Raw genomic sequence first — 15,494 nt, forward strand, 5'->3', positions numbered from 1 at the left:
AAAGGCGCTTTATGCGCCTTTTTAGTAACATCATCGATATTAAGAATACGTCTGCATATATCGTTTATTTAATGAGCTCGTTACCTGATAGCTCACCTTTCTCAAAGCTAGATATACTTTCTAAAGTAGTTTGAGCAATACTGCCTAATGCTTCTTCAGTTAAAAAAGCTTGATGCCCTGTAAAGAGTACATTGTGGCATGATGATAAACGACGGAATACATCATCTTGAATAATGTCGTTAGATTTGTCTTGGAAGAATAAATCTTTTTCATTTTCGTAAACATCAACACCTAACGCACTAATAATACCACTTTTCAGTGCTTCAACTGCATCACTAGAGTTAAGTAAGCCACCACGACTGGTATTTATGATCATCATTCCGCGACGCATTTTTGCAAACGCTTTACGGTTAAGCATGTGATAATTTTCTTTGCTCATTGGGCAATGAAGAGTGATTACATTTGCTTGGGCATAAATTTCATCAAGTGTGCAGTAAGTAACGCCTAAGTCTAGTGCTATTGGATTAGGATACGGGTCATAAGCAAGAATATTCATGCCTAAACCTTTTAATATACGTATTGTTGCAATACCAATACGGCCAGTACCAATAACGCCAACGGTACGGCCATGGAAATTGTAGCCAGTTAAGCCTTCTAATGAGAAATTGGCGTCGCGAGTTCGTTGATAAGCACGGTGAATACGGCGGTTAAGACTTAACATTAATCCGAGAGTATGCTCGGCAATAGATTCAGGAGAATAAGCAGGAACAGTGACGACTTGTAAATTTAATGCTTTTGCAGCCTCTAGATCAACCCGATCAAAGCCAGCGCAACGCATTGCGATAATTTTAACCCCTTGTTCTGCTAATATTTTGAGAATAGGCTCACTAAGATCATCATTAACAAATGCACAGATAGCATCAAATCCTTCAGCCATTTTTGCTGTGTGGTGATTGAGCTGAAATTCAAAATAAGTGAGTTGTTGATGAAATTGCTTATTAGTATGAGCAAGTGATTTTTGGTCATACCCTTTTGTACTAAACACCGCTATTTTCATAATATCACTCCAAAAACACAGTTTGTTATTCAGTCATTGCTAAGTATAAAGCTTTAATATCGGACTAATTTACATGGTTATTATGTGATCAAGATAACAAGTTTGTTGTAAATAGCAAATAAATTGTATGACAAAATAAGCACACTAAAATAACGGTTATAGTAGTGCTGCTGTGACTAAGTGGTTCATGCTATGATTTGAACCGTTTATTGCAACTTACTTTATTTTAGGATTCAATATGTTAAAAAAAATTCTTGCCAGTGCAGGTGCTATTGCGATAATTGCGTGTGGTCCTCTAGCTACCGGTCAAATAGGGCAGAGTATCTACATGAGGGCAGTTGAAAATTACCATAGCCCTTATCTGTCTATTACTAATAAAAGTTTTGAACGAGGCTATTTATCTTCAAACGCGGTATCTCGTATTGAGCTTAAAAATCAATTAAAAGCGGAGTTTGCAGGACAGGGTTTACCGACTGTATGGTTAATTAGTCATCATCTTGATAACGGTTTTTTAGGTGTGAAATCAACCAGTGAATTTGTGATTGATAAGCAGTTACTACCGCTAGTGAATAAAATTTGGGGCAAGAATGTGGCACCAATGAAAATTGTCACGGATTCTGGTTTTACAGGAACAACCCATTTTGTGATGACGATAAATCCACTGGATTACACTCATGATGATGGTGTGACTGCAATCAGTAAAACTGCGGTTATTAAGGGAGAATTTGATCCTGAAAATGGTAAGAGTCAATTTAGTTATAATTTACCTGAATTAATGGTTGCTACTCCTGATAAAGAAAACATGGTTGTAAAAGGTATTAATGGTGAAGGTCAAGGTCAAATGCAAGGTAACTTTTGGATTGGACATCAAACCTTTAGTCTAGAGCATGCTAAATTTACCGCTGCAGATCAGCACCAATTTATTGCTATTGATGGTGTTAATGTTGCAATGAATAATACATTGAGTCAGCCAAATGATGAGCAGAATTCGACGGCAAAAATTCAGCAAGTAACGAATACCAATACAATTAATGTTGCAAAATTAACCACGTTGGATGGCCAACATTATCAAGATATTGCCTTTAAATTAGCACTGAAAGACTTAAATTATAAAGCGATTAGTCAGCTAGCAGCAATGGAACAATCATCACAAGTAGCACAGGATCCTGCTCAAATAAAACAGGCAATGCTAGCATTAGATTTGTTGATTGCTAATGGTGCGACGGTCGATTTATCACAATTAAGTGTTAATACTCCACAAGGTAAAGTTGATGCACAATTTTTGTTAAATATTAAACCGGGATTAGAGCATGCGTCAGCCAATATGGCCGCTGTTACTGATCAATTAAGTGGTAATATTAATATTGTTCTTCCTGAAGCATTAGTGGCTAAAGAGCCATTATTAGCAGCGAAGTTACCAGTATTAGTAAAACAAAAAATCGTGACCAAGCAAGATGGTAATTATCAACTTGAAGTTAAAATTATTGCTGATCAATTAGAATTTTCTTCTGGTGCAAAATTACCATTGGCAATGATGGCATTATTCCTGCAATAGTTTTATTTGGCTGGGGTTAGAAATAAAAAACGTTTACCCTTTGAGTAAGCGTTTTTTTTTGGATATAAAAACATTATTTATCATGTTGTTAACGTTTTTTTAGATAAAAATGTTGAAAATGGAACATTGATATTTAGTAAATCTAAATATTTAGACTTAACTTAATGTTATAGATACAGGTTTATTTTAATTAGCATATCAAAAGATTAAATCTGATCCACAGTAGAATACAGTATGGTGGGGAAAGGTATGGAATCATTGAAAGTAAAAGACTATATGAATGTTCGCCCAGTAACATTTACTGAAAGTCTGTCGTTATCCGCAGCATTAGATAAATTGTTAACTGCGAAACAGATTGGTGGGCCCGTTATTAATGAACATAAGCAAGTGGTAGGCTTTATATCAGAACAAGATATGATCCATAAACTGCTTAAAGTGGGTTATCACTGCCAAGATAGCCATACAGTTAGTGAGTGTATGCGGACTGATGTATTAACCGTTTCTGGTGATGATACAATTATTGTATTAGCTGAAACCATGACGGGGCAAAAGCCTAAAATTTATCCGGTTGTCGATGATGGTCGATTGGTGGGGGTTATTACTCGTCGTGATGTATTAACCGCAATTAGTAATCAGATTGGTGCTTGCTTTAAGCATCCATTGTGATCAATTTATTAAAATAAACTGTTATTATTTTAATAAAAAAGGCGCTTTGAGCGCCTTTATTTTTTATGTCAGAGATACAGTAATGGCAGCATAATATTAAATAGGAGACGCTGTGAACAAAGGAAATGAAGCCGAAAATAGCCAAGCTAAATTTTTAACAGGTTCTATTATGCGTCACATTATTGTGATGTCAGGGACTGGCGCAATAGGCTTAATGGCGCTGTTTTTAGTAGATTTACTCGACATGTTTTTTATTAGTCTGTTAGGACAAATAGAACTTGCTGCTGCGATTGGTTTTGCTGGAACATTAGTCTTTTTTTCTACTTCAATTTCTATCGGTACATCGATTGCTGCAGGGGCGTTAGTTTCCCGCGCACTAGGAAAAAATGATCGTCAACAAGCACGTATGATGGCCAGTAATGTGATGATTTTTGCCGTCATTATTAGTATTACTGTCGTGAGTTTGATGTTGTGGCAATTGCCAATACTGCTTGATTTAATTGGTGCAAAGGGAGCTGTTGCTAAAGCGGCTACTCAATATTTAGTGATTTTATTACCCAGTGCGCCATTGATTGCGGTTTCTATGTCTGCAGGAGCGGCATTGCGTGGTGTTGGTGATGCTCGAAGTTCAATGGTTGCGACGTTAATTGGCGGTGGCGTTAATGCAGTATTAGATCCACTGTTTATTTTTGGGTTATCTATGGGTATGCAAGGTGCAGCCATTGCTTCAGTGTTTGCGCGATTAGCGGTGATGTGTTTTTCTTTGTATGCCGTAGTCTATAAGCATCAATTAGTTGCTAAACCTGATCTGGCTAGTTTTAAGCTGGGATTATCGGCGGTAACTAAAATAGCATTGCCTGCAATATTAACCAATACTGCAACTCCAATTGGTAATGCTGTTGTTACCAGTAATATTGCTCATTTTGGGGAAAGTTTTGTTGCAGGCTATGCGGTTATTGGACGTATTATGCCAGTTTGTTTTGCGTTAGTTTTCTCGCTGTCTGGAGCTGTTGGACCGATTATTGGGCAAAATTTTGGTGCCGAAAGGTGGGATAGAATTAATCAAATATTACGTGATGCAATGCTATTTACTGCAATCTATTGTCTTGGCATCTCGTTATTGCTTTGGTTTGGGCAAGATTTATTGATAGCAATGTTCAGTCTCACGGGTGATGCCGCTGAAATTGTGAGTATTTTTTGTAGCTTTATCGCAATTAGTTTTATTTTTAATGGTGCATTATTTGTGGCAAATGCAGCGTTTAATAATCTTAATCGACCAACATGGTCAACAGTATTAAATATAGGTAAAGCGACCTTAGGTACAATTCCTTTTGTATTAGTGGGGGGGCATATTGCCGGTGCTAGTGGTGTATTAATTGGTCAAGCTGTTGGCTCCGTGGTATTTGGCATTATTGGTTTTAGTTTAGTTATTTATAAAGTTAAAAAAATGGGTCTTAGTCATGAACAACAGTCGTTGGATAACAATGAGATATTGACGCCGTCGGTACCTGTTACCCCATTTTGTTCTTCACGGACTTATATGGGGATCGAAGATGTTTTGGAAGAGGCCTTAGCGGGTGATATTGAAAAAACGCGCGATACAGCAGTAACAAAATAAGCGAGCTAAAAGCGATTAGTGAGTAATATCGTTTGTGTGATATTACTCACTTTCTTAATGTTACTTAAGAGATAAGCGACAATTTTTTTCGAAATGTGATCGTTATTTTAGCTGACTAGCGATTATTTAATCATTTTATTGATCTGACACGATGAAATAAAAATAAGAGCCAGCGACAATAATAATACTAATAATTATTAGCTTGTAGATGTGGGATCATAGCAGCGACCGCGATTAACCATAGCAAGCAGTATTAGTTTAGCCATTTCACTTCACCTTTAGTTTAAGGAAATAAAGGTGATGGCGTATTTATTGTTTAAGGGAATAATGTTCTATGCGTCAAAATCTTCGCTATATCATACCTATTCTGATCCCACTAATTGTTTTGTTATTGCCTGCATCAGCTTTCCCTATTGAAGGGTTAACGGTAATTCAACAACGCGTTATTGCTATTTTTTTATTAGCTGCATTGTGTTGGGTCATGGAGCCTATTCCTATCTACGCAACATCAGTTGTGATTATTGTGCTGGAATTATTATTGTTGTCAGATAAAAGCCTCTATTTATTTAGACTTGATCAAGGGCAACCTCACTTCGGTAGTTTAATGAGTTATAGCGAGATAATGGCGACTTTTGCCAGTCCTATTATTATGTTATTTCTTGGTGGTTTCTTTTTAGCGATGGCGGCAACCAAATATCGTTTAGATGTCAACTTAGCTCGAGTATTATTAAAACCGTTTGGGCACCAACCTAAATATGTCATGTTTGGCTTAATGCTGATCACCGCTATTTTCTCGATGTTTATGTCAAACACTGCCACAACAGCGATGATGCTGTCTATTTTAGCGCCTGTTATTACGCTATTTGGTGCCAAAGATCCGGGCAAAATCGCATTTGCTTTATGTATTCCTGTTGCAGCGAATATTGGTGGTATTGGCACACCTATTGGAACCCCGCCAAATGCGATTGCTTTGAAATATTTGACAGGAGAAAATCTAATCACTTTTGGTGAATGGATGTTCTTTGGGGTTCCGTTTGTTGCGGTATTATTAGTATTTGCGTGGTGGTTAATTAATAAACTTTACCCTGCAACCCAACAATCTATTGAACTGACTATTCAAGGTAAGTTTCTTAAAACGCCCAAAGCTATCACGGTTTATGTAACGTTTGCCGTCACAATTATTCTATGGTTAATGGGCTCAATGCACGGTATGAATGCTTATACTGTTGCGTTAATTCCGGTCGCTATTTTTTCAATCACAGGAATTATCAATAAAGAAGATCTCAAGAAAATATCATGGGATGTACTGTGGTTAGTGTCTGGTGGTATTGCACTTGGTTTAGCCTTAGATAAAACAGGGCTCGCTAAATTAGTCGTTCATAGTATTCCATTTGATATTTTCTCTCCTTATGTTGTTTTGCTTGGTGCAGCGATACTGTGTTTATTAATGGCTAACTTTATGTCACACACTGCAACAGCAAACTTATTAATGCCAATCATGGCGGCATTAGGTACATCAATGGTGTCGTTAGCGCCATTAGGTGGTGAAGTAACCTTGATTTTAGTGGTTACTTTTGCGGCTTCACTCGGCATGTCATTACCGATAAGTACGCCTCCTAATGCATTAGCACATGCAACAGGACATGTTGAAAGTAATCAAATGGCACGAGTAGGTGTGATTATTGGTGTGGTTGGCGTGTTGTTGAGTTTTGTGATGATTTGGGGATTACAGGTCATCGATCATATTTAGGGATGATACCATTTAATTCAAGGATAGCAGTATGAATCAACCTAAAGCATTGCGACGGATCATTGATACCTATTTTCAAGATCCTAAGGCGACTATTGCTATTGCAGCCGGTACTGAAGTCTTGCGCCAAAATGGATATAACGATCGCTTATATTGGGTAAAGCAAGGTGAGTTATCTGGCTATTTAAATAATGAAGAAAATAATTTAAGCGCCCAAGTATTTGTGGTCAAAGAAGGGATGTTTTTTGGTGTCCACAGTTTCTTCGCACAGACCTTAGTTGCCTCAACAACGGTTGTTGCAGAAAAGGACAGTGAAATTGCTTGGATTGATTTATCGACACAGGCCGTTGAGCCTGAACATTATGGCTCATTAGCGGAACAATTTATGCCTGTAATGGTGCATGAATTGGCAACGCGACAGATGCTAACTGGCATAGCTGCGCTAGAAAAAGAAAAGGCTCTTCAAAAACTGTATGCCACCGAACAAATGACGACATTAGGTCAATTAGCAGCTGGCATCGCGCATGAACTTAATAATGCGATTGGTGTGATTAGTAGCAAAACTGAAAATATACAGCTAGCGATTAGTCAATTTGTTGAGAATAATCAACCACAAATGACGCCATTTTTACAACATGGAATAGATCACGGCCAGACGATAAGTTCCGCGCAAGTTCGTGATCGTACTAAGGTCTTACAACGACAATATAAGCTGAGTCGAGAACACGCGCGAACACTTGCGCGTGCACTGCCAGAAGGAGATGTTCCTGAACATTGGCTTGAGGATCTTAATACGGCATTAGTTTGCTGGGATAATGGCCGTGATTTACGTGATATTCGATTAGCAGCGCGGCATGCTGCCAGTATTGTTCGATCAGTAAAGCAGCTTGGTGGTGGTGATCATGCACGAATCCCTGATGTCGATATCAATGATACGTTACATAAGTCGTTGGCATTATTGCAAAGTAACTTACGGCAGGTTGAAGTGGTATTACGCCCTGCAATTTTACCTCCCATGACAGCAAGCGTCACTGAACTAGTACAAATATGGGTTAATCTTATTAAAAATGCATGTGATGCTATGGAAAATACCGAAGCGCCACAAATTGAGATCATAACAAGAAGTGTAAAAAATAAATTATTAGTGACTATTACTAATAATGGACCAATGATCGATGAAGTAACTCGTCGTAAAATATTTAATCCTAATTTTAGTACCAAAAAAGGAGGCTTATCATTTGGTTTAGGATTGGGATTAGCAATAGTGCAACGTATCGTAAATAGCTATGGTGGCACGATTGCGGTTAAAAGTGATCTTCAACGTACTACATTTAGAATCAAATTACCGATAACGTAAAGGACGGTTATTATGGAAAAAATTACTATTATTTGCGTTGATGATCAACGTGAAGTGTTAAGTGCTGTATTAAAAGATTTAGCTGAATTTGAACCTTCTTTTTTACTGGAAGATTGTGAGTCAGCAGATGAAGCACTCGCGTTAATGGATGAACTTGATGCTGAAGGTGAGTTTATTGGTGTGATTATTTCAGATCATGTTATGCCGGGTAAAAGCGGGGTTGAATTGTTAACAACAGTGGCAAATGATAGCCGCTTTATTCATACTAAAAAAGTATTATTAACAGGACAAGCGACGCATCAAGATACGATTGCAGCGATTAATCAAGCTCGTATTGAAAGTTATTTTGAAAAACCATGGGATACTGAAGTATTAATTAGTTGCGTTCGAGTATTAGTAACTGAATATATTTTTGATATGGGACTTGATTATACTCTGTGGGGTGATGTTATTGATAATACAACTGTTTTACGACGGTTGCGTTAATTGTACCTCAGTGAATGTAATGGCTGTTTTTATTGTATCTGATAATTATTATCACTTATATTGAGTAAATTATCGCTATTTTGCTTGACCTTGGTCTTAACTCAAAGGTTTATAGTTATTAACAGTAAACCTTAATAGCACCCAAGGAGAATGATGATGTGTGCTCAATGTAATAATAAAAAAGGCCATATTCATACTGCAAAACCAACTATTGCGACTAAAGCCACTGTTACGGTGGTGGCTGCAACGGCTGATTGTTGTTCAAGCGTAAGTACTGATTGCTGCTCGACGAATAAAGATATTGAAGGGTGTGGTGATAATGATACTGAAGGTCCCGCGGGTTGTTGTTCAACACTATCCTATAGTGCGCTCCATTCAGTAGCTAAAAAGAATGCGTTTACCATTACTGGTGCGCATATATCCGCTAATGATAATGTAGTCGCTGAAAATAAACATCAGCATACAGACACTGCTATCGAACACCATAATAATAAAGATCATGTTCATAGTGAGCACGTTCACAGTAAGCAGTGTTGCTCTGCACCAGCCATGAGTAAAGAACAAGAATTAGCGTTAGAGGCCTCTCTAACAAATAACGCTCATGGCAAAACATTTAGCTGGAAAGTATTAGGCATGGATTGCCCTAGTTGTGCCGCTAAACTTGAAAAAGCAATCATGTCATTAGCCGCTGTAGACACCGCGAAAGTGATGTTTGCGACAGAAAAATTAATTGTTAATATTCATGATAATCAGCAAGCAGATACTGAAATGCTTAAAGCTGAGATAGAAAACAAATCCAAACAAACAGGTTTTACGTTAGTTTCTACTACAACGAAAACCGCAGATTTACCAACTGAATCATTTTTACGTCAGCATTTGTCTGTAATTATTATTGCATTGATGATGGTGATCTCTTTTGTCTTAAATAAAACGGTTTCGGCTGAAGCTGGATTATTTGCGTTTACGTTGACGACCATTGTTGGTTTATTCCCGATTTTAAAAAAAGCCATTGTTTTAACTAAATCAGGCACGCCATTTTCTATTGAGACATTAATGTCCGTTGCAGCAATAGGTGCTTTATACCTGGGTGAAACGGCAGAAGCGGCAATGGTTATCTTTTTGTTCCTCATTGGCGAACAACTTGAAGGTTATGCAGCTTCTCGAGCACGTAGTGGTGTAAAAGCATTAATGGATTTAGTGCCAGAAGAAGCAACGGTTATTTTAGCTGATGGCACTAAAACTAAAATATCTGCAGCAGAGTTAAAACCTGGTGATGTGATTGAAGTTGTACCGGGTGAACGTTTACCCGCTGATGGTCAAATTTTGGATGTTATTGCCAGTTTTGATGAAAGTGCATTAACGGGTGAATCAGTTCCTGTTGAGCGAACACCGGGCGAAAAAGTCATGGCGGGTAGCATGGCATCTGATAAAGTGGTGCGCTTAACCATTATTTCAGCTCAAGGTGATAATGCGATTGATCGTATATTGCATATGATTGAAGATGCCGAATCACGTAAAGCGCCCTTGGAGCGGTTCCTTGATAAATTCAGTCGCTGGTACACTCCAAGCATGATTTTATTAGCAGCGTTAGTGGTTGTTATTCCCCCGTTAGTGTTTGGCCAATCTTGGGATGAATGGATTTATAAAGGCTTAGCATTATTATTGATTGCTTGTCCGTGTGCGTTAGTTATTTCAACCCCTGCGGCAATTACATCTGGTTTAGCGGCGGCAGCTCGTCGTGGGGCGCTTATTAAAGGTGGTGCTGCGTTAGAACAATTGGGTCATATTGAAGTCGTTGCGTTTGATAAAACAGGTACACTTACTGAAGGTAAGCCTATTGTTACGGATATGATTTGTTGGGATAACGACGCAGATAAACTATTACGTCAAGCCGCTGCTATTGAAGTGGGGTCGTTACATCCATTGGCAAAAGCGGTTGTTAACAGAGCACAACAACAGCAGCTTAGTATTATTGAAGCGACTGAACGTGAAACTTTAGTTGGACGCGGTATTCAAGGGATCACGGAAGGTGATGCGTTTTTATTATGTGCCGCTGATCGGTTACCTGCTGCTATTGTTTTGACTACAGAACAGCAACAGCAAGCAACGGATTTAGAAAACGAAGGCAAAACGCTGGTGGTTGCGGTTCGTAATGCACAGCCTGTCGGTTTAGTGGCATGGCGAGATAATTTACGAGAAGATGCATTAGTTGCAGTTGAAAAGCTTAAACAGCTTGGTATTCAATCGGTAATGTTAACGGGTGATAATTCTCGTGCTGCAGCTGCCATTGCAAAAGAAATCAATATTGATTTTCGCGCTGGTTTATTACCTGCTGATAAAGTGACTGAAATTCGTAAACTTAATGATGAACATAGTGTTGCGATGATTGGTGATGGCATTAATGATGCTCCTGCAATGAAAACTGCCACTATTGGTATTGCAATGGGCGGTGGTACAGATGTTGCGCTGGAAACCGCTGATGCAGCCATTACGCATAATCGCCTAGCTGAATTACCAGTAATGATTGAATTATCACGTGCTACCTTAAATAACATTCGACAGAATATTGGTCTTGCTCTGGGTCTTAAAGGTATTTTCTTGGTGACAACGGTACTTGGTGTTACGGGATTATGGGTGGCAGTATTAGCCGATAGTGGCGCTACAGCATTAGTTACTTTAAATGCTTTGCGACTATTACGCTTTAAGCCAAAAGAATAATAGAACTAATAATATAATCATCTTAATCTGACATGATCACGATAAGCAGAATAGTTTAAACACTATTCTGCTTTTTTATTTATAACGATTCTTACACGAAAATAATCGCGGTAAACGTTATGATGAAGTTACTTTTTTTTGTGATGAGTTCGATAGGTAAACGTTTTGTTGTGATCTACATCTGGTTATTTTGTAACTAAAAATTATATTGCTTTTGGTTAATGTGAATTAGCTCACTAAAAACAGTTCCAGCTTCCGTTATCGTTACATTAGGTTTTGACAGACGTTGTTGTTATGTTGCGTATTACGTTTACTGTCAAAGCACAATAATTAACGATAATTATCCATCTCTGTTCCTACAATCAGAGCGATTAAATTTAAAGGGTATCATTATGTCTGACAATAAAGTATTCCACCTAGGTGTTAATAAAGCTGATCTTAACGGCGCTGAGTTAGCGATTATTCCTGGTGATCCTGCTCGTGTAGAAAAAATTGCCAACCTAATGGAAAACCCTGAATTTCTAGCAAGTGCTCGTGAATACACTGTGTACCGTGCACAGTTAGACGGCAAGCCTGTTGTTATTTGTTCTACTGGTATTGGCGGTCCATCAACGTCTATCGCAGTAGAAGAGCTTGCACAATTAGGGGTTAATACTTTCCTTCGTGTAGGTACAACTGGTGCTATTCAACCAAATATTAATCCTGGCGATATGATTGTAACAACAGGTTCTGTTCGTCTTGATGGTGCAAGTCTTCACTTTGCGCCAATGGAATTCCCAGCAGTTGCTGATTTCACCGTTGCAACAGCAATGAAGCAAGCATGTGATGATGCTGGTGCAACTGTACACACGGGTGTAACTGCTTCTAGTGATACTTTCTACCCAGGTCAAGAGCGTTATGACACATTTTCTGGCCGTGTAGTACGTCGCTTCCAAGGCTCGATGAAAGAGTGGCAGGAAATGGGTGTGCTTAATTTTGAAATGGAATCTGCAACACTATTAACTATGTGTGCAAGTTCTGGTTTACGTGCAGGTTGTGTTGCGGGCGTTATCATTAACCGTACGCAAAAAGAAATTCCTGATCACGCAACATTGAAAGCAACTGAAGCACGTTCAATTAAGATTGTTGTTGAAGCTGCACGTAAAATGTTAACTAAATAAGCGGTTATTTAATAATAAAACAGATTGATTTGATCTCTATTTTAAGGGCCGACAGTATTGTCGGCCTTTTTATATTCAGGGGAAAATGGTGATTCTAAATCGTGCTATTAATATATTATGGTTTAGCTATGAATTTAACCATTGGTTCTATTTTGAGGTAGAATAGTATTTTGTTGGGCTTAGTGAAGTTATAAACATGATTGATTATAAAATTATATTTCCAAATGGACGTCAAGATACCATCGCATTACCTATTTCACCTGTATTGCAGATGAAAATTGCTTATTTAGATGATGTGTTTGTTGTAAGAGATATTATTGCAACGGTAGGGGAAAACAACACTATAGTAACATTAGTATTGGATGATGGTCAGCATCATACGCAGAAGCCACAAGCAGCAGGCGTTGTTTTTAATCGACTTGGATAAGCAACGTTAAACGGCATTAAGCGTCACTCAATCATTGATTCAATAAAAAGGCCTTCTGTGAAAAAGGCCTTTTTTGTTTAATAAATATTATCGATAATTATGCGAGGTTATGTGCTTGACCGCCAGCACCTTTAAGCCAATCATGCAGGTGAGTATATAATTCACCTAGTTGATCAGGACCAATAATCGCTAATCCTAAATCTTGTGCGCGAACTAAATCGTGATGACGTAAAGGACGGAAACTTACAAGCATTGCACGTGCTTGTAGGCCACCAAGTAGGTCACGTAATGATTCTAGTTTGTATAAGGTATCATCACCATCGTCACGCATACCTTTGGTCTTACATTCAATAATGTGTAGTTTATTATTAACGATAGTTGCGACATCAAGCTCATTACGAACTTCACGCTCACCAATTTTACGGTAAACCTGCACTCCTAAAGAGTGATCTTGAATTGTTGGTAATTCGTTTTGAATTGCACGAACAGTACTGTGAACTAAGTTTTCTAGCCATTCACCGTTAGCGAAACGACGCGCTTCTTCATGCTTAAATGTCAATATACCATCGTGGTATGTTGCAAGGCCTATTTCCTCAAGATCGTTCAGTAACGTTCCTAATTCTTTATAGCCTTGTTGCTTTTCACTAAGAGCAACATTGAGGACTTGTTCTTTACGACAGGTTGTCGCTAGATAATTGAGGGTTGCTAAACCTGGGCCTAATTCTAGTGCAGAGCTCGCCCAGCGTTGACCTAGCTCCCATAATTGGTCGTTGAGAGATTCTGGCATTGGGTTGTCAGATAGCTCACAACGCGCACCAAAAATAGTTAAATAATCAGAAATTTGAATACGATCTTGAACTTGTTGTTGCTCACGATCATTAGGGAATAGCCAGCACATTTCATCACTGAATGGTTCAATAACGTAGATTGGCCAATGGAAAGAGCGGAATACTTCATAAGCGGATAATAAACGGTGACGTAAACCACAGCTTGCATTGAACCACACATCACGGCTGTCTTGTTTTAATTGATCAGCCAGTTGGTTCAAACGGTGTCGAATCTGAGTGACATTAATGATGTCGGGAATAATAAAAAATTCAACAATAATATTACGTGAAGTTAAAATAGAAGCGAGTCGATCATATTGTTGTTGTTGTTTTTCTGTACCAATAAATATCATTTTATCCGCAGGTACTGCTTCATCTAATAATGGAGTGATCAGACGGACTGGATCCTGATCAATAATGCCAACGTGAGTAATCATAATAATCCTTAATGCGCCCACATACTGGGCGTAATATGGTGATGCGCATTAAATAAAAGAAATGCAAAAGTAAGTGTGCGCAACACATCTAAGATAAGTATATGAGGTTTTTAAGTGAAAAATTCAAGTCATCTTTTATAGACTAATTATTGTGATAAATATGAAGATTATTATCTATTCAATTATTTTGTCTAATAGTCTATTTTTAATCATTTTTTTTATCTAATTAATGTTTTTTAAAAAAAATACCATCGTTATTAATGGTATTTTTTTGTTGGAAACATAGTTATCAATAATAAATTACATGCTTGGAGGGGTTGGTAATTGTGACGCTAATAGCCAAATAGCAAGAATAAAGAAGATTAAGCCCATAAATTTATGCTGGTTATTACGGAATTTTTCATTTTTCAATAACGATTTTCCGAAGATACCAATAGTTGTAACTAAAAACAGATTAAACAATAGCCCTAATACATTCAGTAGTAATCCAAGAACTAGCATCTGCTCGCCAGAGGACGTTGCAACATGAGTTGAAACAAATTGTGGTAAGAACAACACAAAGAAAATAAGAGCTTTAGGATTAAGAAGATTAGTAAAGACAGCGCGGCGGTATAATGTTGACGCCATTTTATTAGATTGCGCTAATTCTTGAGGTGCGTCATCTGGATGGCTGCGCATACAATCCCAGCCCATTTTTAATAAATACGCACCACCAACTAAGCGTAAAATATGCAATGCGATTGGATTCATTGCAATAAGTGCTGAAACTCCAAGCGCTGCTAAAATAGTTAATAAAATACCAGAAGTTGCATTACCTAAGCTCGCATAAATACCGACTTTTCGACCGTAAGTTAAGCTTGAACTGGCAATGAGTAGCATGTCAGGTCCAGGAATGAGGAGTAGAGCAATCACAGCGGTGAGGTAAAGCGGTAAGACATTTAAATCAATCATGGTAAAAACAACGTTATAGTGTAGAAGTCTATATTTTACACAATAAATAGTTCCATTCCATGAGTTACAAGCAATAGGGGGTGTTTTTTACTGCCTTTTCTTGATTGTGTATGTTAATCGTCTTTTTTAGGTTATTAGCTTGTTAATGGCTTTGTTTGGATATTAAGCAGAAGGAAAGACTGATCACTTACAATAAAGCAATACTGTTGATGTGATCAGTGGATGATTCGCGTTATTAATTTATTTTGATTAACTTTTATTATGCTTTCTTGCTATGGAAATGGAAACGCTCATGAAAGTAAGCTTTTAGATGTTCTTCCATATTATGAACTTTATCATCAATGGCATCACAAAGAACCGCATCATTGTTCATCGCATTAACACGGTTAATAACCATTTCTTCAATGGCTGATTTTTGTGCTTCTGTTAGTTGGGGCTGTTGAGTTGTCATTATTGTTTTTATCCTTATTGTTTCGATTAATCAG

The 15,494-nt window shown here is 37.9% G+C and carries 13 protein-coding genes; 9 read left to right on the top strand and 4 right to left on the bottom strand.

Features of this window, described 5'->3' with window-relative positions; translation table 11 throughout:
• Positions 1-64: 64 nt before the first annotated feature.
• Complete coding sequence (locus OC457_RS05000) at positions 65-1,057, bottom strand: 2-hydroxyacid dehydrogenase (RefSeq protein ID WP_080173604.1); 993 nt, start codon at positions 1,055-1,057, stop codon at positions 65-67.
• A 238-nt stretch (positions 1,058-1,295) separates the two neighbouring features.
• On the opposite strand from OC457_RS05000, the gene OC457_RS05005 reads away from it, so the two are divergent.
• From OC457_RS05005 to OC457_RS05045, 9 genes are all read left to right on the top strand, one after another.
• Complete coding sequence (locus OC457_RS05005; RefSeq protein WP_080173606.1) at positions 1,296-2,612, top strand: DUF945 family protein; 1,317 nt, start codon at positions 1,296-1,298, stop codon at positions 2,610-2,612.
• Positions 2,613-2,861: 249 nt separating this feature from the next.
• Positions 2,862-3,278 carry a CBS domain-containing protein gene (locus tag OC457_RS05010; RefSeq protein ID WP_080173608.1) on the top strand — a complete coding sequence of 139 codons (417 nt, stop codon included), beginning with the start codon at positions 2,862-2,864 and terminating at the stop codon, positions 3,276-3,278.
• 169 nt (positions 3,279-3,447) lie between these two features.
• Positions 3,448-4,896, top strand: coding sequence for an MATE family efflux transporter (locus OC457_RS05015; RefSeq protein ID WP_080173698.1), 1,449 nt, complete (start codon positions 3,448-3,450; stop codon positions 4,894-4,896).
• A 334-nt stretch (positions 4,897-5,230) separates the two neighbouring features.
• Positions 5,231-6,646, top strand: coding sequence for an SLC13 family permease (locus OC457_RS05020; protein WP_080173610.1), 1,416 nt, complete (start codon positions 5,231-5,233; stop codon positions 6,644-6,646).
• Between the two features lie 31 nt (positions 6,647-6,677).
• A complete protein-coding gene (locus OC457_RS05025; RefSeq protein WP_080173612.1) occupies positions 6,678-8,003 on the top strand; it encodes an ATP-binding protein in 1,326 nt (441 codons plus the stop codon).
• A gap of 12 nt (positions 8,004-8,015) precedes the next feature.
• On the top strand, positions 8,016-8,489 hold the full coding sequence (locus OC457_RS05030; RefSeq protein WP_080173614.1) for a response regulator: 474 nt from the start codon (positions 8,016-8,018) through the stop codon (positions 8,487-8,489).
• Positions 8,490-8,645: 156 nt separating this feature from the next.
• The gene (locus tag OC457_RS05035; RefSeq protein ID WP_080173616.1) at positions 8,646-11,207 is read left to right on the top strand and encodes a zinc/cadmium/mercury/lead-transporting ATPase; all 2,562 of its coding nucleotides are present in this window, start codon (positions 8,646-8,648) and stop codon (positions 11,205-11,207) included.
• Positions 11,208-11,599: 392 nt separating this feature from the next.
• Positions 11,600-12,367, top strand: a complete 768-nt coding sequence (udp, locus tag OC457_RS05040) for a uridine phosphorylase (protein WP_080173618.1) — start codon at positions 11,600-11,602, stop codon at positions 12,365-12,367.
• A 196-nt stretch (positions 12,368-12,563) separates the two neighbouring features.
• The gene (locus tag OC457_RS05045) at positions 12,564-12,794 is read left to right on the top strand and encodes a hypothetical protein (RefSeq protein WP_080173620.1); all 231 of its coding nucleotides are present in this window, start codon (positions 12,564-12,566) and stop codon (positions 12,792-12,794) included.
• Between the two features lie 97 nt (positions 12,795-12,891).
• On the opposite strand, the gene OC457_RS05050 is transcribed toward OC457_RS05045, so the two are convergent.
• From OC457_RS05050 to OC457_RS05060, 3 genes are all read right to left on the bottom strand, one after another.
• Positions 12,892-14,058 (bottom strand): Card1-like endonuclease domain-containing protein, encoded by a 1,167-nt coding sequence (locus OC457_RS05050; RefSeq protein ID WP_080173622.1) that lies wholly within the window; start codon positions 14,056-14,058, stop codon positions 12,892-12,894.
• Positions 14,059-14,358: 300 nt separating this feature from the next.
• Positions 14,359-15,009 carry a LysE family translocator gene (locus tag OC457_RS05055; RefSeq protein ID WP_080173624.1) on the bottom strand — a complete coding sequence of 217 codons (651 nt, stop codon included), beginning with the start codon at positions 15,007-15,009 and terminating at the stop codon, positions 14,359-14,361.
• 259 nt (positions 15,010-15,268) lie between these two features.
• Complete coding sequence (locus tag OC457_RS05060) at positions 15,269-15,460, bottom strand: hypothetical protein (RefSeq protein ID WP_080173626.1); 192 nt, start codon at positions 15,458-15,460, stop codon at positions 15,269-15,271.
• Between the last annotated feature and the right edge of the window lie 34 nt (positions 15,461-15,494).

Source organism: Photobacterium toruni (genome assembly GCF_024529955.1).
Taxonomy (GTDB): domain Bacteria; phylum Pseudomonadota; class Gammaproteobacteria; order Enterobacterales; family Vibrionaceae; genus Photobacterium; species Photobacterium toruni.

Bases quoted from the DNA above. Each gene is read 5' to 3' on its own strand.
- OC457_RS05010 (WP_080173608.1), top strand. From the start codon at position 2,862: ATGGAATCATTGAAAGTAAAAGACTATATGAATGTTCGCCCAGTAACA.
- OC457_RS05025 (WP_080173612.1), top strand. From the start codon at position 6,678: ATGAATCAACCTAAAGCATTGCGACGGATCATTGATACCTATTTTCAA.
- OC457_RS05060 (WP_080173626.1), bottom strand. From the start codon at position 15,460: ATGACAACTCAACAGCCCCAACTAACAGAAGCACAAAAATCAGCCATT.
- udp (WP_080173618.1), top strand. From the start codon at position 11,600: ATGTCTGACAATAAAGTATTCCACCTAGGTGTTAATAAAGCTGATCTT.
- OC457_RS05050 (WP_080173622.1), bottom strand. From the start codon at position 14,058: ATGATTACTCACGTTGGCATTATTGATCAGGATCCAGTCCGTCTGATC.
- OC457_RS05020 (WP_080173610.1), top strand. From the start codon at position 5,231: ATGCGTCAAAATCTTCGCTATATCATACCTATTCTGATCCCACTAATT.
- OC457_RS05035 (WP_080173616.1), top strand. From the start codon at position 8,646: ATGTGTGCTCAATGTAATAATAAAAAAGGCCATATTCATACTGCAAAA.
- OC457_RS05030 (WP_080173614.1), top strand. From the start codon at position 8,016: ATGGAAAAAATTACTATTATTTGCGTTGATGATCAACGTGAAGTGTTA.
- OC457_RS05005 (WP_080173606.1), top strand. From the start codon at position 1,296: ATGTTAAAAAAAATTCTTGCCAGTGCAGGTGCTATTGCGATAATTGCG.
- OC457_RS05045 (WP_080173620.1), top strand. From the start codon at position 12,564: ATGATTGATTATAAAATTATATTTCCAAATGGACGTCAAGATACCATC.
- OC457_RS05015 (WP_080173698.1), top strand. From the start codon at position 3,448: ATGCGTCACATTATTGTGATGTCAGGGACTGGCGCAATAGGCTTAATG.
- OC457_RS05055 (WP_080173624.1), bottom strand. From the start codon at position 15,009: ATGATTGATTTAAATGTCTTACCGCTTTACCTCACCGCTGTGATTGCT.
- OC457_RS05000 (WP_080173604.1), bottom strand. From the start codon at position 1,057: ATGAAAATAGCGGTGTTTAGTACAAAAGGGTATGACCAAAAATCACTT.